Genomic DNA, 24138 nt, shown 5'->3' on the forward strand with positions numbered 1-24138 from the left:
GCTCAGCCGAGCAGCGCCGCGAGCGGGTCGGCCGGCGCCGGCGGCTCGAAAGCCACCCCGTTGGCCATCTCGACCACCATCGTCCGGTACTGCGGCCCGTGCTCCGCGAACGGCGTGGACAGCTCGATCGTCACGAGGCGATCCCCGGCGGGCGAGGGGACGAACGCCTCCAGCTGCCACACCGGCACCTCGGCCCCGGCCGTCGCCGGATTGGGCAGCGCCAGCGTGTGCTCGAAGAACGCGGCCGGCCCGCGCGGCAGGTCGACGATGTCGGCCTGGCCGGTCTCGTGCGCGCGGGTCTTGCCGATCAGCAGGTCGCGCAGCACCAGCCGCGGGTTGCGCTCGCCCGGGAAGTCCATCACGGTGACGACCAGCGACGACGTGATCAGCTGGTTGTTCAGGGCCGACAGGTGGCGGCCGATCCCGCAGTAGACGGCGTTGCGCTCGGCCAGCGCCGACAGGAAGAAGTACAGCGAGCTGAACACGAACTCGCCCGCCTCGCGCTGCTCGTCGGTACCGAGCTCGTCCACCAGGCGCCGGGTGACGTCGACGGTGGACGCGATGTCGTCCAGCGGCAGCTCGGCGTACCCCGTCGGGATCGACAGCCAGACCGGGATCTCAGTTGTCTCCGCCACCGGTCACTCCGTCCCAGGTCGTGGTGATGGTCTTCTTGGCCGAGCCGACGGTCTTGTTGACGAAGTTGAGCATGTCCGCCGTCGCCCCCGGTATCGATGCGGCGCCCGGTTCGAGCAGCTTCATGCCCTCCAGCGCGTCGCCGATCTTCGGGATCTTGGCGACCTGTCTCATCACGATGCCGGGGTCGTGCGCCACGTTGCTGGCGATGTCGACGATCGTCGGCATGCCGCGGGCGCCCTCGGCGAACAGCTCGCCGCCCGCCTTCACCGACTTGGTCGCCACGCCGACGCCGGGCACCAGGCCGATCACGTCACCGCCCAGTTGCAGCATCGAGCCCCAGTTTCCGGAGAAGTTTCCGTGCAGGATCTCGCCGAGGTCGCCGCGAACCTTCGGGTCGGCGAGCGTGGTGACCAGCGCGCCGGCCCCGGCGACCAGCGAGACGCCGAGCGCGATCGCGTCGATCGGCGGCGGGGTGCAGAGCGCGATCAGGCCGGCGACCGCCGAGACCGTGCTGAGCACCGCGTGGATGTCGTCGAGGTGGTCGGTCACCCAGTCGCCGACCGCGTCGACCGCGTGCGCGATGCCGTGCCCGAGCCGGCTGAGCAGGCCGGGCTTGTGCGGCGCGAACTCGGCGGCGTGCTGGAGCTCGCCGGCCGCCCGGTTGGACGCGTCGTCCCACTCGTCGTTGAGGTCGCGCGCCTTGCGGCGTACGCCCTCGAGTCTGTCTTCGGCCGCATTGAGGTCCGTCGTCGCGTTGCGCAGCGCGAGCGCGGCGTTGTCGAGCCGGCGTTGCGCGCTCTGCAGCTCGGCGTCGGTGCTGAAGTACTGCCCGGCGAGTTGCAGGTCGGGATTGCCGGCGGCCTGCCGATGCCGTGACCGGGCCGCCTCGGCCTCCTGATTGGCCTGCGCCGCCTCCTGCTCGAGGGCGGTCGCGCGCTGCCGGAAACCGCCGAGCGAGACGCCCCAGCCGTGCAGCGTGGTGACCGCCTGGTTGAGCGACTGGTTGGCCTTGCCCAGGTCCTCGATCAGCGTCGAGTTGAGGTGCTGCCGGAAGGCCTCGCCGGCCTGCCCCTGCCACACCGAGGAGTTGTCGGAGCGCAGCCGGCTCATCAGGTCGTTCGCCTGCCGCATCGACGCGGCGGCGGTGGAGATGCGCTGCTCGAGCGACGACACGCTCTCGACCGAGCCCGGGCAAGGATCAAAACCCAGGTTTGGGTACGCCGTGGTGGCCCCCATGAATACCGCGCCTTTCTAGCGAGACTTGCCGAATCGCGGCGGGCCGCCCGGACGGTAGAGCCGCGCCTCGGACGCCCATGGCGCCTTCCCGCCCGGCTTGTCGCGCGACTCGGTGAACCACACCCGGTACTTGTCGAGCAGGTCCCAGTCGACGAACTGGTACGGCGGCGGCAGGCGGTCGGCCGTGCCCGCGCGCAGCGCCGCGATGCCGTCCCTCAGCACCTCGTTGTTGAGGTACGGGTTCCAGCTGAACCGGATCGAGTCGGCGCCGCCGCCCGGCGGCCGGTAGACGCCGATGGTGGCCGGGTCGCCCGCGAACTCGAGGGTCCCGCCCGGCGGCACGATCAGCTCGGGCGCCGCGTACGGCTTGCCGTTCATCCGCCGCAGCTCGGCCTGCGAGTACAGCTCGCCCAGCCGCCGCCCGCCGTGGGGGTCGAGCACCTGGAACCGCTCCTCGTTGCGCTGCCATCGGTACGACTCCCAGGCGTCGAAGGTGAGCAACGCCTTCCAGACGGTCGCCTCGGACGCCCAGTGCCCGATCCGGTAGTTCGCCCGCTGCCACGGCAGAGCCGCCAGCAGCGAGTACGTGTCGTTCGCGTTGGCCAGCGCGCTCTTCTCCGCCTTGCCGCCGGACGCGGCCGCGGCCTCGAGCGGCGGGATGGCGGCGGCGAGCGCGGTGGCCAGGCCGGGCTCGGTGGCCAGCGCGGAGCCGGGCCGGACGATGTCGACGGGTGCCATCGCGGAAGCTCCTAGAAAGCCTGGTTGATCATGCCGAGGGGCTGCTTGAGGGTGGTCACCGCGTCGGAGACCGCCTTGTCGGTGCCGGTGTACGCCTGCTGCACGTCGCGCACCGCGCCGGTGGTCTCGGTGACCAGCTCGCCCAGCTGCTTCGCGCCGTACTCCCAGCACTTCTGGAAATCCTCGGCAGTGTCGTTGAGCTTGCCGTTGCCCAGCTGGGTGTCGTTGCCGGAGAGCAGCTTCGGAAGGTCGGCGAGTTGCTGCTGCGCCTGCTGCAACGTCGTCACGTACTGGGCGAGCGTGTCCAGCTCGACCTGGAAGAACTCGGCCATAGCGGAGGACAGTATCAAAAGTCCGCGATTTGTCTGACCCCTCAACCGAGCTCGCCCGGTGCCGATCAATGTGGGCGAAAACGGACTCCGGGAAGGGTCGAGCGGGATGAAGGTCGATCTGGGCACCGTGCAGGTCACGGCCAGGCGCAACCCGATAGCAGGTCGGCTTGCCGACTTCCGCGTCGGTACCAAGATTTACGTGTCGGTGCTGGTCGTCGCCGTGGCCGCACTGGCCATCGGCGCACTCGGGATCGCCCGGATGGACAGCCTCAACGACGAGATCAAGCAGATGAAGGCGCGGCACGTCGACGCGCTCGTCCAGCTCAGCACGCTGCGCGGCGCCTCCGGCGACGGTTTCCAGTTCTTGTTCGGCTGGAAGATGAACACGACCGCCGAGGGCAAGGCCAAGTACCGCTCGCAGATCGAGGACGCCGACGCCCGGTTCCTGGCGGCGCTGGAGAACTACCAGACGCTGGCGGCCGGCTCGGCGGCGAGCACCACCGCGGCCGCCACGGTCGGCGAGAAGTACCAGTACTACCAGGCCATGCGCGACGTCGTGCTGTTCGGCGAGACCGCGCCGACCGGCTTCGAACGCCCGGCGGCCGACAAGATCGCCGCCGTCTGGGGACAGACCCAGACCGACCTCAAGACCGCCGTCGGCGACCTCCAGCAGGTCGAGGACAACGAGTCGGCGCAGATGGCCGCCGAAGCCGAGAGCGAGTACACCGGCGGCCGTACCGAGCTGGTCATCGTGATGGTGGTGGCGCTGATCGCGGCGCTCGGCATCGCGACGTTCGTCTGCCGGGTGATCATGCGCCAGCTGGGCAGCGTCTCGGACTCGCTGGCCGCGGTGGCCGAGGGCGACCTGTCGGTGCCGGCCGAGGTGCGGGCCCGCGACGAGCTGGGCGCGATGGCGGTGGCCGTCAACGAGGCCCGCGACGGCCTGCGCGAGGTCGTCGGCAAACTCACCGACAGCTCGGCCGCCCTGGGCCACAGCACCCAGCAGCTGACCGGCAGCACCGACCGGATCGGCGGGTCGGCGAGCGAGGCCGCGCGGCAGGCCGACGCGGTCGCCGACGCCGCCAACGCGGTCTCCTCCAACGTGCAGACGCTCGCGGCCGGCAGCGAGGAGATGGGCGCCTCCATCCGCGAGATCGCGCAGAGCGCGAACGAGGCGGCCCGGGTCGCGTCCGAGGCGGTCGGTGTCGCCGAGAGCACCAACGCCACCGTCAGCAAGCTGGGCGTCTCGAGCGCCGAGATCGGCAACGTGGTCAAGGCGATCACCGCGATCGCCCAGCAGACCAACCTGCTCGCCCTCAACGCCACCATCGAGGCGGCGCGGGCCGGCGAGTCCGGCAAGGGCTTCGCCGTGGTGGCCTCCGAGGTCAAGGACCTCGCTCAGGAGACCGCGAAGGCGACCGAGGACATCTCCCGCCGGGTCGAGGCGATCCAGAACGACACCGAGAGCGCGGTCGTCGCGATCGGCGAGATCTCGCACATCATCGCCCGCATCAACGACTACCAGCTGACCATCGCGTCGGCGGTCGAGGAGCAGACCGCGACCACCGGCGAGATGAGCCGCAGCGTCGCCGACGCGGCCCAGGGCAGCTCGGCGATCGCCGGCACCATCTCGGGCGTGGCCAACGCGACGCAGGCCACGACGTCCTCGCTGCTCGAGACGACCGGCGCGGTCAACGAGCTGGCCGGCATCAGCGCCGAGCTCCAGCAGGTGATCGGCCGCTTCCGCCTCTGATCTCCGTCGAAGATGACCGCTGTCCTATCCGAGGGCGGCGGTCATTCTCTGTCCGCCTGCCAGAGATCCGGGCCGAACATCTCGTACTGGATGTCGGCCGGGGCGACACCGCGCTCGATCAGCGCGCCGCGCACCGCCTGCAGGAAACCGAGCGGCCCGCACAGGCAGTACACGGCGTCCTCGGGCAGCTCGGCCTGGCCCAGGCTCATCGTCCCGTCGAAGACGGCGGTCACCGGCAGATCGGTCTCGGCGCCGTTCTCGTACCAGAGGTAGAGGTTGGATTTCGGCAGGTGAGCGAGATCCTCGACCAGCTGCCGGCGCAGCGGGAAAGAGCGCTCCTCGGTGTCGGCGTGCAGCACCGTCACGTCGAGGTGCGAGCCGGCCGTCACGAGGTGCGAGATCATCCCGGCCATCGGGGCGATGCCTATTCCCGCGCTGGCGAAGACGACCGGCCGGCCCGAGTCGTCCAGGACCACGTCGCCGTACGGGACGCTCATCGTCAACTCGTCGCCCACGTGCACCTGGTCGTGCAGAAAGTTCGAGACCTCGCCGCGCTGCGCCCGCTTGACCGCGAGATACCGGTGCTCGCCGTCGTCGGCCCGCACCAGGCTGTACTGCCGCGGTTGCCGCATCCCGTCGGGCATCCGCACCAGCACGCTGACGTACTGCCCGGGCAGCGACGTCTTCACCGGCCGGTCGTCGATGCGGCGCATCACGAAAGTCACCACGTCATCGGTTTCGTGCACCTTGCCGGCCACCCGCCACTGCCGCCACACCCGTTCCGGGGTGACGCCGCGGGCGCTGTAGAGGCCGCGCTCCTGGCGGATCAATGCGTACGCCATCAGCCAGTAGACCTCGTCCCACGCCGCCGCCACCTCGGGCGTGACCGCGTCGCCCAGCGCGTCGCCGATCGCCCACCTCAGGTGGTCGCCGACGATCTGGTACTGGTCGGGACGAATGCCCAGCGAGGCGTGCTTGTGGGCGATGCGGGTCAGCAGCCGGTCCGGGATCTCGGGCGGGTCGGCCAGCATCGCCGACGCGAACACGGCGACCGACCCCGCCAGCGCCTTCGGCTGCGACCCCGCGGCCTGGTTCCCCCGGTTGAACATGCCGTCGTGAAACTCGGGATGCGCCGCGAACATGTGCGCGTAGAACCGGTTGGCGATCTCCTCGATGTGCTGCCCCACCACGGGCAGCGTGGCCTTCACGATCGGCCGGGCGCGATCTGACAACACGAGCCGAGCGTAATGACGGCCGGTGGGCCCGCGCTGGTGTTCGGCGAACCGCGGGCGGGTACGTCGGAGGACAAAGAGCCGATGAGGGAGGAAACATGTCCGATCCGCGAGTCGTGGTGGTCACCGGCGCGAGCGGTGGCGTCGGCCGGGCGGTGGCACGGCGGTTCGGCGCGCGCGGCGACCGGGTCGCCCTGCTGGCGCGCGGCGAGAAGGGCCTGGACGCGGCCGCCGACGAGATCACCCGGGCCGGCGGCCGGGCGGCGCCGATGCCGGTCGACGTGGCCGATTTCGAAGCGGTCGACGCCGCCGCCGCGAAGGTCGAGAGCGAGCTCGGCCCGATCGACGTGTGGGTCAACACCGCTTTCTCGTCGGTTTTCGCGCCGTTCGGCGACATCGCGCCGGACGAGTTTCGCCGGGTCACCGAGGTTTCCTATCTCGGCTACGTGTACGGGACCCGGGCCGCCCTCACCCGCATGAAGCCCCGCGACCGCGGCGCGATCGTGCAGGTCGGGTCGGCCCTCGCGTACCGCGGGATCCCGCTGCAGACCGCGTACTGCGGCGCCAAGCACGCGATCCAGGGTTTCAACGAGGCGCTGCGCTGCGAGCTCCTGCACGAGGGCAGCGGCGTGCGTACCACGATGGTGCAGTTGCCGGCGGTGAACACCCCGCAGTTCACGTGGTTGCGCTCCCGGCTGCGCCGGCACGCCCAGCCGGTCCCGCCGATCTACCAGCCCGAGGTGGCGGCGCGGGCGATCGTCTACGCGGCCGACCACCCGGGACGCCGCGAGTACTGGGTGGGCGCCTCCACGGCGGGCACGCTGCTCGCGAACGCCGTCGCGCCCGGCATCCTGGACCGCTACCTGGCCCGCACCGGCGTCGACTCGCAGCAGACCGACCAGCCGCACGACCCCTCCGACCCCGGCAACCTGTGGACGCCGGCCGACGGCGAGAGCGGCGAGGACTACGGCGCCCACGGCGAGTTCGACGACCGCTCCAAGCAGCGCAGCCTCCAGGTCTGGGCCTCACAGCACCACGGTCTGCTGGGCGCGGCGGGCGCCACGGCGCTGGCGGTCGGGCTCGGGGCGATCGGGCTCGGCGCTTCGCGCCGGTGATCATTGGGTAAGACCGCCTCGTGAAGACGCGTGGCAGGGCGGCGATCGCCGCAGTGGCCGTCGTGCTGTTGTGGGCGGGATTCGCCTACGACATGTCGCGGCCCGCCGACGGAAAGCAGTACCGCCGGACGATGCTCCAGGTCGCCGAGGCCGCGTACGACGCCACCCAGACGGGCCGGCTGGTCGGCGAGCAGGAGCTGGCCGGAAACGTGACCGCCGCCTACGCGATCACCGCCTACGACGACGCGACGAAAGCCCTCGCCGGCGCGCAGCAGAAGTTCGCCGGCGAGGGCCCGCCCGACGACCGTTCGGCGGCCCTGCGCGACCAGTTGAGCCCGCTGCTGTCCGATGCGGTGCTCACCCTGGGCGACACGGCGCAGGCCCGCGACGACCGGGCTTTGCGCGATGGCGTACGAAAGTTGGACGTGCTCGCCGGGAAACTGGACGACTTCGTCACGGCGTACGCGTCATGAAGCGCTTTTTGGCCGTCGCCCTCGGGATCCTGACCGCGATCGGGGGCTTCGTCGACATCGGCGACATCGTGGCGAACGCCGAGGCGGGCGCGCGGTTCGGCATCGCCCATGCCTGGGTGCTGCTGGTCGGTGTGATCGGCATATGCGCGTACGCGGAGATGAGCGGCCGGGTGAGCGCCGTGAGCGGCCGTCCGGTCTTCGATCTGGTGCGGGAACGGCTCGGCCCGCGCGTCGCCCTCGCCAACCTGGGCGGTTCGCTGCTGGTCACGGTGCTCACGCTCGGCGCCGAGATCGGCGGCGTCGGCCTGGCGCTGCAGCTCGCGACCAGCGTGAGCTACCTGCTGTGGGTGCCGGTGGTCGCGTTCGTGCTGTGGGTGGCGCTGTGGCGGGCGAAGTTCAGCGTCCTGGAGAACGTGTTCGGGCTGACCGGTCTGACCCTGGTGGTTTTCGTCATCGCCTACTTCAAGCTCGGCGTGAATCCCGGCGAGCTGTGGCATTCCGGCCCGCCCGAGGGGGAGGACTGGGGCACGTACTGGTTCTTCGCGGTCGCCCTGTTCGCGTCGGCGCTCACCCCGTACGAGGTCTTCTTCTTCTCGTCGGGTGCCGTCGAGGAGCGCTGGACCCGCAAGGATCTGCTCACCTCCCGGGTCAACGTCTTCGTGGGATTCCCGCTCGGTGGCCTGCTGGCTTTCGCGCTCATGCTCACCTCGGCCGCCGTTTTCCACCCGCTGAAGACCTCGGTGGACACGCTGTCACAGGTGGCGCTGCCGGCCGCGATGACGTTCGGCAAGCTGGGACTGGCGGTGGTGATCCTCGGCTTCTTCGCGGCGACTTTCGGCGCCGCGATGGAAACCGGACTCTCCACCGGCTACACGGTCGCGCAGTATCTCGGCTGGAACTGGGGAAAGTTGCGCCGGCCGCGGGAGGCCGCCCGCTTCCACACCGTGGTCATCGTCGGCATCCTGGTCGGCGTCGCGGTGTTGTTCACCACGATCGACCCGATTCAGCTCACCGAGTACACGCTGCTGTTCAGCGCGGTCGCGCTCCCGCTGACGTACCTGCCGATCCTGGTCGTCGCCAACGACCGCGGCTATCTCGGCGACCGGGTCAACGGAAAGCTGGCCAACGTCCTCGGCGTCGTCTTCCTCGTCATCGTGCTCGCCGCGGCCGTCGCGGCGATCCCGCTCATGGTCATCACCCGGATGGGAGGCGGCTGACATGCTCATCGGCTTCGACCTGCTGGACCGCCAGATCGTCGACCGCGACGGCGAGCCCGTCGGCAAGGTCGACGACGTCGAGCTCACCTACGACGCGCGCGGCGTCCCGGCCGTCACCGGCCTGCTGCTCGGCCAGCAGGCGCTCGGCGAGCGGATCGGCGGCGGCCTCGGCCGGTGGATCTCGGCGATCGCCCGCCGCATGTCCGAGCCGCCCGGCCAGCCGCCGATCCGGATCGGCTTCGACCTGGTCGCCAGGATCGACAGCGCCGTGCACCTCTCGGTGGCGCGCGAACTCCTGCCCGAGCCGCCGCTGGAGACCTGGCTGCGCGACCATCTCATCGGGCGGATCCCCGGAGCCCGGCATGACTGAGCCGGCCGCGAAGAGGGGACGGGCCGGCGACCTCATCGGCCGTCGCGTCGGGGACGGCCGGATCGCCGATCTGATCACGGACGACCGGAACCGGGTCGTCGCCGCGATCGTGGTGCGGGGCCGCTGGGGCCGGCTGCTCGGCTACGAGCGTGACGAGACCGCCGGCCCATGGTTGCTCGAACAGTTCGCCCGCCGGATCTGGCGCCGCAACGCCGTCGAGGTCCCCTGGGAGGATCTGCAGGTGTAGCGCGGCGATCGGGGGGCATTCCTCAGCAATGCGGCAATCTCACTGCGGTGGCCCGGGCGCCGGCGGCCGAGCGGTCCCATTGACAGACCGGTTGCCGGGGCGCTGAGGTTTAGGGCGTGGCACATCGCGACATCGTCGTGGTGGGCGCCTCGGCCGGTGGGGTCGAGGCGCTCCGAGCCTTGGTCGGCGGTCTGCCCGCTGACCTGCCGGCCGCCGTCCTGATCGTGCTCCACGTGCCGCGGGAGGCCCCGAGCGCTCTGCCGCGCATCCTGACCCGGCACGGCCGGCTGCCGGCCCACCCCGCGGTCGACGGCGAGCCCCTCCTCCCCGGCCACGTCTACGTCGCGTCGCCGGATCATCACCTGCTCGTCCTCGACCACCGGGCGCGGCTCAGCCGAGGCCCGTCGGAGAACGGGCACCGGCCCGCCGTCGACCCGCTTTTCCGCTCGGCCGCCCGCGCGGCCGGCCCGCGCGTCATCGGCGTCGTGCTCTCGGGCAGCCGCGACGACGGCGCGGTGGGCGCCGAGATCGTGGCCGCCAACGGCGGCGTCGTGGTGGTCCAACGACCCGAGGACGCGCTGAACCCGTCGATGCCGCGCGCCGTCATGGCCCGCGTCGACCCCGACCACGTGGTCGACGCCGCCGCCCTGGGCGCGCTGCTGGCCGCGCTGACCTCCGAGAGGATCCCCGACCCGCCGGCGACGGCGGAAGACCGGCTCACCGACGCCGAGATCGCGATCGACGGGTTCGCCGGCCCCACCATCGATCGGATCGTCGAAATCCCGCCGGTGTACGGCTGCCCGAGCTGCGGCGGGGGAATGTTCGAGCTGGAGAACCGGCCGGGGCCGCGTTACCGCTGCCGGGTCGGGCACGCCTGGTCGCCCGAAAGCCTGATCGAGGAGCAGGCGGTGGCGACCGAGGGCGCCCTGTGGACGGCGCTGCGCGCCCTCGAGGAGAAGTCGGCGCTCAGCCGCCGGCTGGCCCAGCGGGAACGCTTCGACCGCGCGCGGTTCACCCACATGGCGGAGGACGCCGATGGCGCCGTCGAGCTGATCCGGGCCCTGCTCGCCCGGCTCGCCACGTCCACCGCCACGCAGCAGGAATAGGGCTGAGGTACGGTGACTGCCGGGTATCGGGAAGGCGTTGCCATGGATGGAGCCGACAATCAGTTCGAGGCGCTGCTGCTGCACATGCGGGAGCTTCGGGGCTTCGATTTCACCGGCTACAAGCGCTCGAGCCTGACGCGCCGGGTCGACCGGCGGATGGCCCAGATCCCGATCGCGTCCTACCACGAGTACCAGGACTACCTCGAGGTCCATCCCGAGGAGTTCACCGCCCTGTTCAACACCATCCTGATCAACGTCACCGCCTTCTTCCGCGACCCCGAGGCCTGGGAGCACCTGCGCGCCGAGGTGCTCGAGCCGCTGGTGGCGGCCAAGGCGCCCGGCACGCCGATCCGGCTGTGGAGCGCCGGTTGCGCCTCCGGCGAGGAGGCGTACACCCTCGCCATGCTGCTCTGCGAGATCCTCGGGCCGGAGGCGTTCCGCGACCGGGTGAAGCTCTACGCCACCGACGTGGACGAAGAACAGCTGACCGAGGCCCGGCAGGGCAGCTACGGGCAGCAGGCGGTCGCCGCCGTCCCGCCCGAGCTGCTGGAACGCTACTTCGAGCGGGCCGGCGACCGGTACGTGTTCCGCAAGGACCTCCGCCGCTCGTTGATCTTCGGGCGCAACGACCTCGTGCAGGACGCCCCGATCTCCCGGATCGACGTGCTGACCTGCCGCAACACGCTGATGTACTTCAACGCCGAGACGCAGGCGCGGATCCTCGGCCGATTCCACTTCGCCCTGCTCGGTGGCGGCGCGCTCTTCCTCGGCAAGGCCGAGATGCTGCTCAGCCACCCCCACCTGTTCCAGCCGTCCGACCTCAAGCGGCGCATCTTCCGCAAGGTGCCGCGGTTGATCGCGCCGATCGGTTCGGCCCTCGCCGACGCGCCGATTCCCGACCGCAGCCGGCTCACCGGCCTCGACCAGCTCCGCGACGCCGCCATGCTGGCCGACCCGGTGGCGCAGATCGTGGTCACCGCCGATGGGCTGGTCGCGCTCGCCAACCGCAAGGCGAGCGAGATGTTCGGGCTGACCGCCCGCGACGCGGGCCGCCCCTTGCGCGACCTGGAGGTGTCGTACCGGCCGATCGAGCTGCGCAAGCACCTCGAGCAGGCGCAGGCCGAGCGCATTCCGATTCAGATCGGCGACGTCGAGTACGCCCGCGGCCCCGGCGACGTCCTCAACCTGGACGTCCGGTTGGCCCCGCTGGTGGACGCGGACGCCGAGCTGCTGGGGTTCGCGCTGATTTTCGACGATGTGACGGTTGCCCGGCGACTGCGTGCCGAGCTGGAGGACGCCAAACGCGAGCTGGAGGCCGCGTACGAGGAGCTCCAGTCGACCAACGAGGAGCTGGAGACCACCAACGAGGAGCTCCAGTCGACCGTCGAGGAGCTGGAGACCACCAACGAGGAGCTCCAGTCGACCAACGAGGAGCTCGAGACGATGAACGAGGAGCTCCAGTCCACCAACGACGAGCTGCAGACCATCAACGAGCAGCTGCACGACAGCGGCACCGAGCTCGACGAGGTCAACGCGTTCCTCGACGCCGTGCTGTCCGGGCTGCGCGCCGGCATCGCGGTCGTCGACGCCGACCTGCGGGTGCGCGTGTGGAACCAGGAGGCGGAGAACCTGTGGGGCGTGCGCTCGGCCGAGGCGGTCGGGCAGCACCTGCTCAACCTCGACATCGGGTTGCCGGTCGACAAGATGCGCCCGCTGATGCGCAGCGCGCTGGGCGGCGACCCCGACACCGGCGAGCAGCTGCTGGAGGCGGTCAACCGGCGGGGGCGGCCGGTGACCGTGCGCGTCTCGTGCAGCCCACTGACGAGCGCGGGCGGGAACGCCGGGGCGATCCTCGCCATGGAGGCTGTGGAGTTTACCTCCGGAGGCTGTGGGCATTCCTCGGACCGAACGGAGGTGTAGGCGCGATGGCGGGGGCGCTGGCGTGGACTATCGACGAGAGTGACAGGCTCGCGGTGGTCACGGTGCGCGGCCTCCTCGATCTCGGCGGCGCGCCACGATTGCGCACGGCGCTGCTGAAGTGCCTCGCCGAGCAGCCGGACGCCCTCCTGATCGACCTGGCGGCCCTCGAGATCGGCGAGGAGACCGTGCTCTCCCTGTTCGCGGCGGTGGCCCGGCAGGCCGCCCAGTGGCCGGGCACGCCACTGCTGCTCTGCTCCCCGTCGCCACCGGTCGCCCAGCTGCTCGGGCGCGGCCGGCACGGCGCCGTGCCGGTGCTCGCCAGCGTGGCGGACGCCCGCAGCGCGGTGGCCGGCGGCCGGGCACCCGTGCCCTCGATCAGCGACCAGCTGCTTCCGGTCGCCGGCGCGGCCCGGCATGCCCGCGATCTGGTCACCGAGGCCTGCCTGGCATGGGATCTGCTGGAGCTGGTGGGGCCGGCGAGCCTGGTGGTGAGCGAGCTGGTGGCCAACGCGGTCGAGCACGCGGGCACCATGCTGACCGTCAAGGTGACCCGCCGGCACCGCTATGTGCACGTCACGGTGCGCGACGGCTCGCCCGAGCTGCCGGTGGCCGCCACGCGCGGTGTTCTCGCCGACCGGGGGCGGGGGCTGATGCTCGTCGCGAGCGTCGCCGTGCGCTGGGGCGCGCTGCCCTCGCGGGACGGCAAGGTCGTCTGGGCCACGCTCGCCGCCTGACGGGCCGTCAACCGATCAGGTCGCGCAGGCCCGAGGCGGCGACGACCTTCTCGACGTACGGCTGAAGCCCCACCACCCGGATCTCGACGTTCCTGACCCGGGCCGCCTCGTGCATAGCGACCAGCACGCCGATCCCGGCCGCGTCGAGCAGCGGCACGCCGGTCAGGTCGAGCCGCATCCGCCGCATCCGCCCGCCATCGCGCAGCGCCGCCAGCAGATCGTCGCGCAGGCGCCCGGCGTTGTCCTGGTCGATCTCTCCGGTGACCAGCGTCTCGATGACCTCCCCCTGGTAGGTGGTGGCCACTGCGAGGCGATGGCCGGTGTCATCGGCGCCCGTCCACGGCGGCGGGCTGTCGCTCAGCATCGCCTGGCGTAGCCAGGTCAACGCCCGGGCCAGCAGCCGGGACACGTGCATCTGCGAGACGCCCAGCTTCTCGGCGATGTCGGCCTGGCTCAGGTTGCCGTAGAACCGTAGCCCAAGGATCCGGCGCTCGCGCTCCGGGAGCCGGCAGATCAGCCGCTCCACGGTCACCCGATCGTCCACCAGGTCGAGGCCGGGGTCCGGGGCGCCCACCAGGTCGCCCACCTCCAGGCCGTCGTACCCGTCGGCCTGCGCGTTCAGTGATTCCGGCGCGTAGGCGGCGCCCGACATCTCCGCCTCGCGCACCTCGGCAACGTCGATGCCGAGCCGCTCGGCGATGTCCTCGTCGGTGGGGCGGCGGGACAGCGTGGCGGTCAGCGCGCCGCGGGCCCGGCCGACCTCCAGGCTCAGGTCCTGCAGGCGCCGGGGGACGTGGATACCCCAGCCGTGGTTGCGGAAATGCCGTTTGAGCTCGCCGGTGATGGTGACGATCGCGTACGCCGTGAACGAGCCGCGCTCCGGATCGTAGCGGTTGACGGCCTTCACCAGCCCCAGCCGCGCCACCTGCTCCAGATCCTCCATGGGCTCGCCCCGGCCCCGGTAGCGCCGGGCCAGCCGCCGGGCGAGCGGCAACGCCTGCTCCACGAACTCGGCACGCAGCCGCTCGCGGGTGTGGATGTCGGCGCCGGCGCACGCGCGCGTGCGGGCGTCCGCCGCGAGGTCGAGGTCCTCGAGCGGCTCGAGCGCGTCAGTGATCGACATGCGAACTCCCTCGATCCAAATCAGTTGCTGTATGGCACCGATTCGCCGTTTCCCCGCGCTCCGGAATCCAAACCATCCGGCAGGGGAAGTTGCGATTCGGTAGTGCGCGCGCCGCCGGGCGAAGCGGTCCGGACGCGCTTCCCGAACAGGCACGTGGCGCCGAGGGACGGCGCTTCGTGCTTGTTGGGGGTTCTGCGTGCTGCTCGCGCCGCTTCGGGAGCGCAACTACCGGCTGTGGGCCGGCGCCGACCTGGTGTCGACCGCCGGGACCTGGATGCAGGTGCTGGGCCTGAACTGGGTCATCCTGGCCACCACCGGATCGGCCGCGATGATGGGCGCGGTCGTGATGGCCCAGTCGCTGCCGGTGCTGCTGCTGGGCAGTTGGGGCGGCGCCCTCGCCGACCGGCTGCCCGCCCGGCCGGCGCTGATCCTCTGCCAGGCGCTGCGAGCGGGCCTCGCGTTCGCTCTGCTCGCGGGCGACGCTCACCTTCTGATCTTCGGGGTCGCGCTGGCCTCCGGGATCATCAGCGCGTTCGAGGGCCCGCTGCTCGGTCGCTTCGGCTCGGCGCTGGTGCCCCGCGAGGCGCTCGGCTCGGCCCTGGCCCTCGGCTCGGTGCTCAGCTCGGCCGGCCGGATCGGCGGCATGGCGCTGGGCGGCGTGCTGGCCGGCCTCACCGGTCCCGCGGTCCTGTTCCTGATCAACGGCGTCTCCTACGTCGCCGTGATCGCGGCGCTGGCCGCCGTGCGCGCCGGCGATCTGCGTTCCCTGCCGCGGGCGGCGGCCGGCGAGGGCGGGGTCGTGGCCGGCCTGCGGTACGTGCTGAGCCGCCCGGTCGTGCTGATCGTGCTGGCGCTGTCGTTCGTGCTCGGCTCGCTCGGCCGCAACTACCAGGTCAGCATGGCGGCGATGGCGTCCGGCCCGCTGCACGGCGGCGCGAGCACCTACGGCCTGCTCTCCACCGTCTTCGCCGTCGGCGCCGTCGCCGGCGGCCTGCTGCTGGCCGGCAGCGGCCGCTCGACCCTGAAGGTCCTGATCGGCGCGGGCGTGACCATCAGCGTCCTGCAGCTGTCCGCCGGCTTCGCCCCCACCGTCCTCGGCTTCGCCGCCGTCCTGCTTCCCATCGCGGCCGGCGCGGTCGTCTTCGACACGGTCGTCTCCACCCGCGTCCAGCTCGACACCCGCGAGGACATGCGTGGCCGCGTCCTGGCCACGATGGGCATCGTCTCGTCGCTCTCGGGCATCGTGGGCGCCCCCACGGTGGGCTGGCTCGCCGACACCCTGGGTCCGCGCGGCGGCCTGATCCTGTGCGGGGTCGTCACCACTGCCGCGGCGGTCGGCGGGGCGGTCGCCCTGGCCCGCGTCAACGGCGTCGTGCTGCCCGGCGCGCGCCGCCCGGCCGAGCAGCCCGCCTGACCGGCTCCAGGCCGCTCACCAGCCGGTCGGCGGGGCGGAGAGGTGCACGACCTTGGCCGCCGTCATCTCGTCGAGCAGCTCGGGACCGTACCCGAATCCCTGCCCGCTCGCGCGACGCGGATGCGCGGCGCCGCCCGGCGCCCCGCCGAAGACCGCGTTGATCTTCACGGTGCCGGCCGGCAGGAAGCGCCACGCCCGCTGCGCATGGCTCATCGACCCGGTCAGCACGGTCGCGGCCAGGCCGTACCGGGAGTCGGCGGCACGATCGAGGGCCTCGTCGAAGGAGTCGGCGACCGCCACCGGAGCGACCGGCCCGAAGGTCTCCTCCCGCATCACCGCCATGTCGTCCGTGCAGTCGGCCAGCACGGTCGCGGGATACCAGGCGCCCGGCCCGGCCGGCGCCGCGCCACCGCGCAGCGCCGAGGCGCCCGCCTTCACCGCCCGCTGCACCTGCTCGTCCACCGCGTCGCGCATCCGCCGGTCGACCAGCGGCCCGAGCCGCGGCTGCCATGCCTCCGCCTCGGCCGCCAGCGCCTCCAGGAAGGGCGAAGCCAGCGCGCGATGCGCGTAGATCCGCTCGACCGACACGCATATCTGGCCCGAGTTCGCAAAAGCCCCCAACGCCGCCTGCGACGCCGCCCATCCGGGGTCCACGTCGGAGTCGATGATCAGCGGGTCGCAGCCTCCGTTCTCCAGCAGCGCCTTCGCGCCGGTCCGGGCGCAGGCCGCGGCGATCGCCCGCCCGGTGGCCGTCGATCCGACGTGCGCCACCACGTCGACCGGCGCGGCCGCCAGCGCGGCCCCCACCAGGCCGTCGCCGTTGACCAGGTTGAGCACCCCGTCGGGAAAATGGGGCGCGAGGAGGCGCGCGAGCCGCCAGCCGGTTCCGGGAGTGCGCTCGCTGGGCTTGTGCACGACGGCGTTGCCGGTCACCAGGGCCGCCCCGAGCAGGCCGCACGCGACCGCCACCGGGTCGTTCCACGGCGTGATGACCGCGACCACCCCCCGCGGCTCGCAGGCCATCAGGTCGATCGCCGAAGGGTCGCCGGCCAAGGTGCGGCCGCGGTGGACCGGGCCGAGCTCGGCGTACTGCCGCAGCGTGCCCACACCGGCGATGACGGTGTCGCGGGCCTCGTCGACGGGCTTGCCCATCTCGGCGGACATCGTCTCCGCGAGCACGTCGGCGGAAGCCTCGATCGCGGCGGCGGCCGCGTGCAGCGCGGCGGCCCGCCCGGCCGCAGGCACCCGAGCCCACGCGGGCGCGGATGAGCGTGCGGCCCGCACCGCCGCCGCCACGTCGGCGGGAGCGGAGCAGAGCACGCGGGTGACCGGCACGTCGTCCCTGGGATTGACGACCGTCAGTTCACGGCCGGCGCTTCCGGGCGACCGCGCGCCCGCGACAAGTTGTTCGACTTCGAGCATGGCCGCCGGGTGCCCCGCCGGGGCCGAACCAAACCGGCTCGCCACCAGTGCAGCTCAGTGGTCTTCTCAAGATTTTTTGGAGAAGTCGCTGATCATCCGGAGTAGGTCCTGGATCGAGGGGTACCCGCCGCCCCATGCGTGTTCTGGGAATCAATGCGATCTTCCACGACCCGGCGGCGGCGCTGGTCGTCGACGGGCACGTGGTGGCCGCCGCGGAGGAGGAGCGGTTCAGCCGGCGCAAGCACGGCAAGCGGCCGGTGCCGTTCGCGGCGTGGGAGCTGCCCGAGCTGGCGGCGGCGTGGTGCCTGAGCGAGGCCGGACTCCGGCCCGGCGACGTCGACGCGGTCGCGTACTCCTTCGACCCGGGCCTGACCCGCGACCTGGACGAGCTCGGCGTGACCGACCCGTCCGACCACCTTCGGGTCGACTACGCCCGCCGGGCGCCCCACTTCCTGGCCACCGCGCTGCCGGGCCTCGACCCCGATCGGGTGCGGTTCGTGCCGCATCACGTCGCGCACGCCGCCTCGGCCGGGCTGTCGGTGGCCGAGGACAACGCGGTGCTCGTGCTGGACGGCCGCGGCGAGGTGGCCAGCCACCTGGCCGGCGTCTACCGTGGCGGCGAGCTGAGCGTGCTGCGCGCCCAGGAGCTGCCGCACTCGCTCGGCCTGCTCTACGAGGACCTGACCCGCCACCTGGGCTTCCTGCACTCCAGCGACGAGTACAAGGTGATGGCGCTCGCCTCCTACGGCCGGCCGCGGTTCCTCGACCTGTTCCGCGAGCTGGTGCGGGCGACCGGCGACGGCGGCTTCACGGTCGAGCGGATCGACTGGACGGCCCTGACCAAGCACCGCCCGGCGGACGGCGAGCTCACCGAGGCGCACGCCGACCTGGCGTCCAGCGTGCAGACCCGGCTCGAGGAGGTCATGCTCGACCTCGTCCGCTGGACCCACGACGCGGCCGGCGGCCCGAAGACACTGACCATGGCCGGCGGGACCGCGCTCAACTGCGTGGCGAACGCCCGGATCGCCGCCGAAGGGCCGTTCGAGCGGGTGTGGGTCCAGCCCGCGGCCGGCGACTCCGGCACCGCGCTCGGCGCCGCCCTCGCCCTCACCGGCGCCCCCAGCGTGTTCACCACCGCCGCGCTCGGTCGCGGGTGGAGCGACGACGAGCTGGAGGCCGAGCTGCGCCGGGCCGCGCTGCCCTACGAGCGGCCGGCGTCGATCGCCGCCGAGGCCGCGAGGGTGCTCGCCGCCAACGGGATCGTCGCCTGGTACCAGGGCCGCTCCGAGTACGGCCCGCGCGCCCTCGGCCACCGCTCGCTGCTCGCCCACCCCGGCGACCAGGACACCCAGCGGCGGATGAACGACGTGAAGGGCCGCGAGCAGTTCCGGCCGATCGCGCCGATGGTGCGTGCCGAGCGCTTCGACGAGATCTTCGAGGGCGTCTGCCCGAGCCCCTACATGCTGTTCGTCCACCGGGTCAAGCCCGGCTGGCGCGACCGTATCCCCGCGGTCACCCATGTGGACGGCACCGCCCGGGTGCAGACCGTCCACCCCGGGAGCGAGCCGCTGGTCGCCGAGATGCTGGCCGAGTTCGACCGGCTCACCGGCCTGCCGGTCGTGGTCAACACCTCGCTCAACACCGCGGGCCGGCCCATGGTGGACACCCCGCGCGAAGCGATGGAGCTCTTCGGCTCCGCCCCGGTCGACCTGCTCGCCATGGGTCCGTTCGCGGTGCACCGCCGGAAGGCGTTCGGCGCATGAGCTTCACCATCGTGATCCCGACGGTCGGCCGGCCCAGCCTCACGCGGCTGCTGGCGGCGCTGGACCGACCGGCCGACGTGCTCGTGGTGGACGATCGGCGCGACAAATCACCGCAGCTGGACGTGCCCGCGTGGGTCACCGTGCTGCCCGGTCCGGCGCGCGGCCCGGCCGCCGCCCGCAACCTGGGCTGGCAGACCGCCGAGACCGAGTGGGTCGCCTTCCTCGACGACGACGTGGTGCCCGAGCCCGGCTGGCTCGACCGGCTGGCCGAGGATCTGGCCGCCGCGCCCGAGGAGGCCGGCGGCGTGCAGGGCGAGCTGCGGGTGCCGCTGCCGTCCGGCCGTCGCCGCACCGACTGGGAGCGGGTCACGGCGGGCCTGGCCACCGGTGAGTGGATCACCGCGGACATGGCCTACCGCCGCGCCGCGCTGGCGCGCTCCGGCGGCTTCGACGAGCGTCTGCCGCGGGCTTTCCGCGAGGACGCCGAGCTTGCCTTTCGCGTACGCCGGGCGGGCTGGTCCCTGCGGCGCGGCGCGCGGCGCGTCACCCATCCGGTGCGCCCCGAAAGCGCGTGGGTGAGCGTCCGCGCCCAGCGTGGCAACGCCGACGACGCCCTGCTGCGACGCCTCCACGGGCGTCGGTGGCGGGAGCAGCTGGGCATCCCGGCCGGACGGCGCCGCCGGCACGCGGCGGTCGCCTCGGCCGGGGCAGTGGCGCTGGCGTGCGGTGGAGCCGCCATCGCCACTGGCCGCCGCGGCTGGTCCAGCGCCGCCATGCTCGCCGCGGCGGTGTGGGCGGCCGGCACCGCCGACTTCGCGGCGTCCCGCATCGCGCCCGGCCCGCGTGACCCCGGCGAGGTGGCTGTCATGCTGGCCACCAGCGTCGCCATCCCGCCCGTGGCCGTCGCACACTGGCTACGCGGCTGGTGGCGCTGGCGCGGCGCCAGGCCCATCCCGCCGGCGGGACCGGCGCCGCTGACGCCGCCCGCGGAACGCGAGCAGCTCACGCCGCCCGCGATGACACCGACGCGGTATCGGCGCGCGGGGGCGCGCCGATGAGCCGGCTCTTCGACGCCGTCCTGCTCGACCGGGACGGCACGCTGATCGTCGACGTCCCCTACAACGGCGACCCCGGCAGGGTCGTTCCGATGCCCGGCGCCCGCGCGGCCCTCGACCGTCTCCGCGCGGCCGGCCTGCGCCTCGGCGTGGTCACCAACCAGTCCGGGCTCGCCCGCGGCCGCTTCACCCGCGACCAGCTGGACGCCGTCAACCGCCGGGTCGAGGAGCTGCTCGGCCCGTTCGGCACCTGGCAGATCTGCCCGCACGACGATGGCGGCCGCTGCGCCTGCCGCAAGCCCGCACCCGGCCTGGTCACTGCGGCCGCCGCGGCCCTGGGCACCACGCCGGGCCGCTGTGTGCTGGTCGGCGACATCGGCCGCGACATGAGCGCCGCCCTCGCGGCCGGGGCGACCGGCATCCTCGTGCCCACCGCGGTGACCCGCGCCACCGAGATCGCCGCCGCGCCCGCCGTCGCCACGAGCCTGGCCGGCGCGGCCGACCGGATCCTGCGCCGCGAGGACCTCGTTCGCCCCGCGGCGCGCCCCGGGAAGGCCCGGACCGTGCTCGTGGCCCGCTCCGACTCGGCCGGCGACGTGCTGGTCACCGGCCCGGCCATCCGCGCCGTCGCGGCCGGCGCCGACCGGGTGGTGCTGCTCTGCGGCCCGCGCGGCCGGGCCGCGGCCGGCCTGCTGCCCGGCGTCGACGAGATCATCGAGTGGCGGCTCCCGTGGATCGACCCGCACCCCGGCCCGGTCGATCCCGGCGACATCGCCGCGCTCACCGCCCGCATCGCCACGGCGCAGGCGGACGAAGCGATCGTGTTCACCTCCTTCCACCAGTCCGCGCTGCCCCTGGCGCTGCTCCTGCGGCTGGCCGGGATCGGCCGGATCACCGCGATCAGCGAGGACTACCCCGGCTCCCTGCTCGACGTGCGGCATCGCGTACCGGACGACCTGCCGGAGCCAGAACGTGCCCGCGGCCTCGCCGCGGCCGCCGGTTTCGCCCTGCCGGAGGACGACGACGGCGCCCTGCACCTGACCGCCGCCACACGATGGACCGGCGACGGCGGCTATGTGGTCGTCCATCCCGGAGCGGCCGCCGAGGCCCGCGCCTGCCCGCCCGGGACCCTCCGCCGCGTCGTCGACGCGCTGGCCGCCGCCGGTCACGAGGTGCTGGTCAGCGCAGGTCCGGGGGAGGACCTGCTCGCCGCGCAGGTCGCCGGCGACGCCGCGGCGCGAGTCGCCCCGCCGTCGCTCGAGGCCATGGCCGGCCTGCTCGCCGGCGCGTCCTGCCTGGTCGCCGCCAACACCGGCCCGGCGCACCTCGCCGCCGCGGTCGGCGCCCCGATCGTCAGCCTCTACGCCCCGACCGTCCCCTTCGGCCGGTGGGGACCCTACCGCGTCCCGGTGGTGCGCCTCGGCGTCCCGGACGCGCCCTGCCGCGACACCCGCGCCAGCGCCTGCGCGGTCCCCGGCCACCCCTGTCTGTCCACCATCGACCCGGCCGAGGTGCTCGCCGCTGTCACCCAGCTCGGCGCCCGGCCCCGCACACAGCGCGAGGTTGCCGCGTGAACATCATGCTCTGGCATGTGCACGGCGCCTGGACAACCGCCTTCGTCCAGGGCAAACACCGTTACCTGATCCCGGTCAACGAGGCCCGCGACGCGTGGGGCCGCGGCCGGGCACAGACCTACGACTGGCCGCCGTCCGTCGAGGAGAAGCCCCTGGCCGCGATCCGCGACGCCGACATCGCCATCGTGCAACGTCCCGAGGAGCTCGCGCTCATCCCGCCCGGCGTCCCGATCGTCTACGTCGAGCACAACACCCCGAAGGGCGACGTGCCCGACACCCGGCACCCGATGGCCGACCGGGACGGCGTGGTCGTCGTCCACGTGACCCACTTCAACGACCTGTTCTGGGATTGCGGCGGCACCCGCACCGCGGTGATCGAGCACGGCGTCGTCGAGCCGGCGCCGCGCTGGACCGGCGAGCTCCGGCGGCTCGCCGTGGTCACCAACGAGCCGATCCGCCGCGGCCGGGTCACCGGCACCGACCTGCTCGGCCGGTTCGCGGCGGTCGCGCCGCTCGACGTGTACGGGATGGGCGTGGCCGGCCTCGCCGGCGACCGGATCGCGGCCCACGACGATCCGCCGCAGCACGCGATGCACGCCGAGGTCGCGCGCCGCGGCGCCTATCTGCACCTGTGCCGCTGGACCTCGCTCGGGCTGAGCCTCATCGAGGCCATGCAGATGGGCATGCCGGTGATCGGCCTGGCCACCACCGAGGCCGTCGAGGCGGTCCCGCCGGACGCCGGCGTCCTGTCCACCGACGTCGGCGTGCTCGTCGAGGCCGCCCGGTGGCTGCTGGAGGAGCCCGGGGCGGCCCGGCGGATCGGCGACCGGGCCCGCCAGGTGGCCCTGACCCGTTACGGCCTGGACCGGTTCCTCGCGGACTGGGACCGGCTGCTGGAGGAGGCGACATGCGCATCGCGATGATCTCGGAGCACGCCAGCCCGCTGGCCACGCTCGGCGGCGTGGACGCGGGCGGGCAGAACACCCACGTCGCCGAGCTGTCGGCCGCGCTCGCCGCGGACGGCCACGAGCTGCGGGTCTACACCCGCCGCGACGCGGACCTGCCCGAGGTGGTGCCGATCGGCGCCGGCGTCGAAGTGGTGCACGTGCCGGCCGGGCCGGCCGAGCCGCTGCCGAAAGACGAGCTGCTGCCGCACATGGGCGCGTTCGCCCGGTGGCTGGCCGCGGACTGGCGCGACACCTGGAAGCCGGACGTGGCGCACGCGCATTTCTGGATGAGCGGGCTCGCCACGGTCACCGCGTCGCGCGAGCTCGGCGTGCCGGCGCTCCAGACGTACCACGCGCTCGGCTCGGTGAAGCGCCGCCACCAGGGTGCCGCGGACACCAGCCCGGCGCAGCGCATCGGCTACGAGCGGGCGCTGGGCCGGGCCGTGGACCGGGTGGTCGTGCAGTGCCAGGACGAGGTTGCCGAGCTGGTGCGGATCGGCGTCCCGCGGGACCGGATGGCGCTGGTGCCGTCGGGCGTCAACACCGGGCGCTTCCGCCCGGAGGGGCCGGCCGTGCCGCGCCGGCCCGGCATGGCGCGGATCCTCACCGTGGCCCGGCTGGTCGAGCGCAAGGGCATCGAGGATCTGATCCGGGCGCTGCCGACGGTGCCGCACGCCGAGGTGGTCGTCGTGGGCGGGCCCCCTGACGGCGACATCACGGCCGACCCGTACGCGTGCAAGCTGGGCGCCCTCGCCCGCAGATGCGGCGTCGCCGATCGGGTCCGCCTGGCCGGCGCCGTGTCGGCCCACGAGATGCCGTCCTGGTACCGCTCGGCCGACCTGCTGGCCGCCACCCCCTGGTACGAGCCGTTCGGCCTGACCGTCCTCGAGGCGATGGCCTGCGGTGTGCCGGTGGTCGCCTCGGCGGTCGGCGGCCTGGTCGACACGGTCGTCGACGGCATCACCGGCGATCTCGTGGCGCCCCGCGACCCGGCCGGGCTCGCCCGCACGCTGCGCCGCCTGCTCGCCGACGAGACCCGCCGCATCTCGTACGGCGCGGCCGCCCAGGACCGGGCCGTCCACTCGTACTCGTGGCCCCGGATCGCGGGGCGCCTGGCGAGCGTCTACTCGTCGGTGGCCGGCGCGCCCGCGGAGGCGGTCGCCTGATGGATCCGCTGGACCTGCACCTCACCGCGCTGTCCGCCGCGATCGGCCCGTTCCGCACGGTCGGCGCGCGGCTGGCCGGCTGGGGCGCCGAGCTCGCCCGGCACCTCGGCGCGGGCGGCCGGCTGCTGGTCGCCGGCAACGGCGGCAGCGCGGCCGAGGCGCAGCACCTGGCCGCCGAGCTGGTCGGCAAGCTGCGCGAGGACCGGATGCCGCTGTCGGCGATCGCGCTCACCCCGGACTCGTCGGCGGTGACCGCGATCAGCAACGACTACGGGTACGAGGAGGTCTTCGCCCGCCAGGTGCGCGCCCACGGCCGCCCGGGTGACGTGCTGCTCGTGCTCTCCACCAGCGGCCGCAGCCCCAACCTGGTCGCCGCGGTGCGGGCCGCCCGCGAGCGCGGCCTGCGCACCTGGGCGATGACCGGCGCCGGCCCGAGCCCGGTCGGCGACGCCTGCGACGAGGTTCTGCGCTGCCCGTCGCCGGAGAGCCAGGTCGTGCAGGAGCTGCACCTCGTCGCGGTCCATGTGATGTGCGAGCACCTCGACCTGACCCTGAAAGGACGGAC

General features: G+C 73.1%; 22 protein-coding genes and 1 pseudogene. 16 read left to right on the top strand and 7 right to left on the bottom strand.

The window, feature by feature from the left end; translation table 11 throughout:
• Positions 1-2 precede the first annotated feature (2 nt).
• From ACIA5D_RS08150 to ACIA5D_RS08165, 4 genes are all read right to left on the bottom strand, one after another.
• Complete coding sequence (locus tag ACIA5D_RS08150) at positions 3-635, bottom strand: hypothetical protein (protein WP_396029145.1); 633 nt, start codon at positions 633-635, stop codon at positions 3-5.
• The gene (locus tag ACIA5D_RS08155) at positions 619-1809 is read right to left on the bottom strand and encodes a hypothetical protein (RefSeq protein ID WP_396029146.1); all 1191 of its coding nucleotides are present in this window, start codon (positions 1807-1809) and stop codon (positions 619-621) included. Before ACIA5D_RS08155 ends, ACIA5D_RS08150 begins: the two co-directional genes overlap by 17 nt.
• A gap of 78 nt (positions 1810-1887) precedes the next feature.
• Entirely contained in the window at positions 1888-2610 is a 723-nt protein-coding gene (locus tag ACIA5D_RS08160) for a hypothetical protein (RefSeq protein WP_396029147.1), read from the bottom strand.
• An 11-nt stretch (positions 2611-2621) separates the two neighbouring features.
• Positions 2622-2942, bottom strand: coding sequence for a hypothetical protein (locus ACIA5D_RS08165; RefSeq protein ID WP_396029148.1), 321 nt, complete (start codon positions 2940-2942; stop codon positions 2622-2624).
• A 106-nt stretch (positions 2943-3048) separates the two neighbouring features.
• On the opposite strand from ACIA5D_RS08165, the gene ACIA5D_RS08170 reads away from it, so the two are divergent.
• A complete protein-coding gene (locus tag ACIA5D_RS08170) occupies positions 3049-4695 on the top strand; it encodes a methyl-accepting chemotaxis protein (RefSeq protein WP_396029149.1) in 1647 nt (548 codons plus the stop codon).
• Positions 4696-4736: 41 nt separating this feature from the next.
• On the opposite strand, the gene ACIA5D_RS08175 is transcribed toward ACIA5D_RS08170, so the two are convergent.
• Positions 4737-5930: a globin domain-containing protein gene (locus ACIA5D_RS08175; protein ID WP_396029150.1), complete on the bottom strand. Its 1194-nt coding sequence runs from the start codon at positions 5928-5930 to the stop codon at positions 4737-4739.
• 95 nt (positions 5931-6025) lie between these two features.
• Here ACIA5D_RS08175 and ACIA5D_RS08180 point away from each other — a divergent pair, with 95 nt between their 5' ends.
• From ACIA5D_RS08180 to ACIA5D_RS08215, 8 genes are all read left to right on the top strand, one after another.
• Complete coding sequence (locus ACIA5D_RS08180; protein ID WP_396029151.1) at positions 6026-7042, top strand: SDR family oxidoreductase; 1017 nt, start codon at positions 6026-6028, stop codon at positions 7040-7042.
• A 20-nt stretch (positions 7043-7062) separates the two neighbouring features.
• Positions 7063-7515, top strand: coding sequence for a hypothetical protein (locus ACIA5D_RS08185; RefSeq protein ID WP_396029152.1), 453 nt, complete (start codon positions 7063-7065; stop codon positions 7513-7515).
• Positions 7512-8732 carry an NRAMP family divalent metal transporter gene (locus ACIA5D_RS08190; protein WP_396029153.1) on the top strand — a complete coding sequence of 407 codons (1221 nt, stop codon included), beginning with the start codon at positions 7512-7514 and terminating at the stop codon, positions 8730-8732. Before ACIA5D_RS08185 ends, ACIA5D_RS08190 begins: the two co-directional genes overlap by 4 nt.
• A gap of 1 nt (position 8733) precedes the next feature.
• Positions 8734-9102 carry a hypothetical protein gene (locus tag ACIA5D_RS08195; RefSeq protein ID WP_396029154.1) on the top strand — a complete coding sequence of 123 codons (369 nt, stop codon included), beginning with the start codon at positions 8734-8736 and terminating at the stop codon, positions 9100-9102.
• Positions 9095-9349, top strand: a complete 255-nt coding sequence (locus ACIA5D_RS08200) for a hypothetical protein (RefSeq protein WP_396029155.1) — start codon at positions 9095-9097, stop codon at positions 9347-9349. Before ACIA5D_RS08195 ends, ACIA5D_RS08200 begins: the two co-directional genes overlap by 8 nt.
• Before the next feature lie 116 nt (positions 9350-9465).
• Positions 9466-10455 carry a chemotaxis protein CheB gene (locus ACIA5D_RS08205; RefSeq protein ID WP_396029156.1) on the top strand — a complete coding sequence of 330 codons (990 nt, stop codon included), beginning with the start codon at positions 9466-9468 and terminating at the stop codon, positions 10453-10455.
• 42 nt (positions 10456-10497) lie between these two features.
• Positions 10498-12375, top strand: a complete 1878-nt coding sequence (locus tag ACIA5D_RS08210; protein ID WP_396029157.1) for a CheR family methyltransferase — start codon at positions 10498-10500, stop codon at positions 12373-12375.
• A 5-nt stretch (positions 12376-12380) separates the two neighbouring features.
• Entirely contained in the window at positions 12381-13109 is a 729-nt protein-coding gene (locus ACIA5D_RS08215) for an STAS domain-containing protein (RefSeq protein WP_396029158.1), read from the top strand.
• A gap of 7 nt (positions 13110-13116) precedes the next feature.
• On the opposite strand, the gene ACIA5D_RS08220 is transcribed toward ACIA5D_RS08215, so the two are convergent.
• The gene (locus ACIA5D_RS08220) at positions 13117-14232 is read right to left on the bottom strand and encodes a SigB/SigF/SigG family RNA polymerase sigma factor (RefSeq protein WP_396029159.1); all 1116 of its coding nucleotides are present in this window, start codon (positions 14230-14232) and stop codon (positions 13117-13119) included.
• Between the two features lie 196 nt (positions 14233-14428).
• Between ACIA5D_RS08220 and ACIA5D_RS08225 the strand changes: the two genes are divergently transcribed.
• Entirely contained in the window at positions 14429-15646 is a 1218-nt protein-coding gene (locus ACIA5D_RS08225; RefSeq protein WP_396029160.1) for an MFS transporter, read from the top strand.
• A gap of 15 nt (positions 15647-15661) precedes the next feature.
• Here ACIA5D_RS08225 and ACIA5D_RS08230 read toward each other — a convergent pair whose 3' ends face one another.
• Positions 15662-17068, bottom strand: coding sequence for an aldehyde dehydrogenase family protein (locus ACIA5D_RS08230; RefSeq protein ID WP_396029161.1), 1407 nt, complete (start codon positions 17066-17068; stop codon positions 15662-15664).
• Between the two features lie 134 nt (positions 17069-17202).
• On the opposite strand from ACIA5D_RS08230, the gene ACIA5D_RS08235 reads away from it, so the two are divergent.
• The 6 genes and pseudogenes from ACIA5D_RS08235 to ACIA5D_RS08260 all read left to right on the top strand — a co-directional run.
• The gene (locus ACIA5D_RS08235; RefSeq protein WP_396029162.1) at positions 17203-18831 is read left to right on the top strand and encodes a carbamoyltransferase; all 1629 of its coding nucleotides are present in this window, start codon (positions 17203-17205) and stop codon (positions 18829-18831) included.
• The gene (locus ACIA5D_RS08240; RefSeq protein WP_396029163.1) at positions 18828-19889 is read left to right on the top strand and encodes a glycosyltransferase family 2 protein; all 1062 of its coding nucleotides are present in this window, start codon (positions 18828-18830) and stop codon (positions 19887-19889) included. The genes ACIA5D_RS08235 and ACIA5D_RS08240 overlap by 4 nt, the downstream gene beginning before the upstream one ends.
• Positions 19886-21460 carry an HAD-IIIA family hydrolase gene (locus tag ACIA5D_RS08245; RefSeq protein WP_396029164.1) on the top strand — a complete coding sequence of 525 codons (1575 nt, stop codon included), beginning with the start codon at positions 19886-19888 and terminating at the stop codon, positions 21458-21460. Before ACIA5D_RS08240 ends, ACIA5D_RS08245 begins: the two co-directional genes overlap by 4 nt.
• Entirely contained in the window at positions 21457-22383 is a 927-nt protein-coding gene (locus ACIA5D_RS08250; RefSeq protein WP_396029165.1) for a glycosyltransferase, read from the top strand. The genes ACIA5D_RS08245 and ACIA5D_RS08250 overlap by 4 nt, the downstream gene beginning before the upstream one ends.
• Positions 22368-23573: a glycosyltransferase gene (locus ACIA5D_RS08255; RefSeq protein ID WP_396029166.1), complete on the top strand. Its 1206-nt coding sequence runs from the start codon at positions 22368-22370 to the stop codon at positions 23571-23573. Before ACIA5D_RS08250 ends, ACIA5D_RS08255 begins: the two co-directional genes overlap by 16 nt.
• Positions 23573-24127: pseudogene (locus ACIA5D_RS08260) on the top strand (SIS domain-containing protein); the annotation flags it as partial. The gene ACIA5D_RS08255 and the pseudogene ACIA5D_RS08260, both read left to right, overlap by 1 nt.
• Between the last annotated feature and the right edge of the window lie 11 nt (positions 24128-24138).

The organism is Actinoplanes sp. NPDC051513, assembly GCF_044454685.1.
Classification (GTDB): Bacteria; Actinomycetota; Actinomycetes; order Mycobacteriales; family Micromonosporaceae; genus Actinoplanes.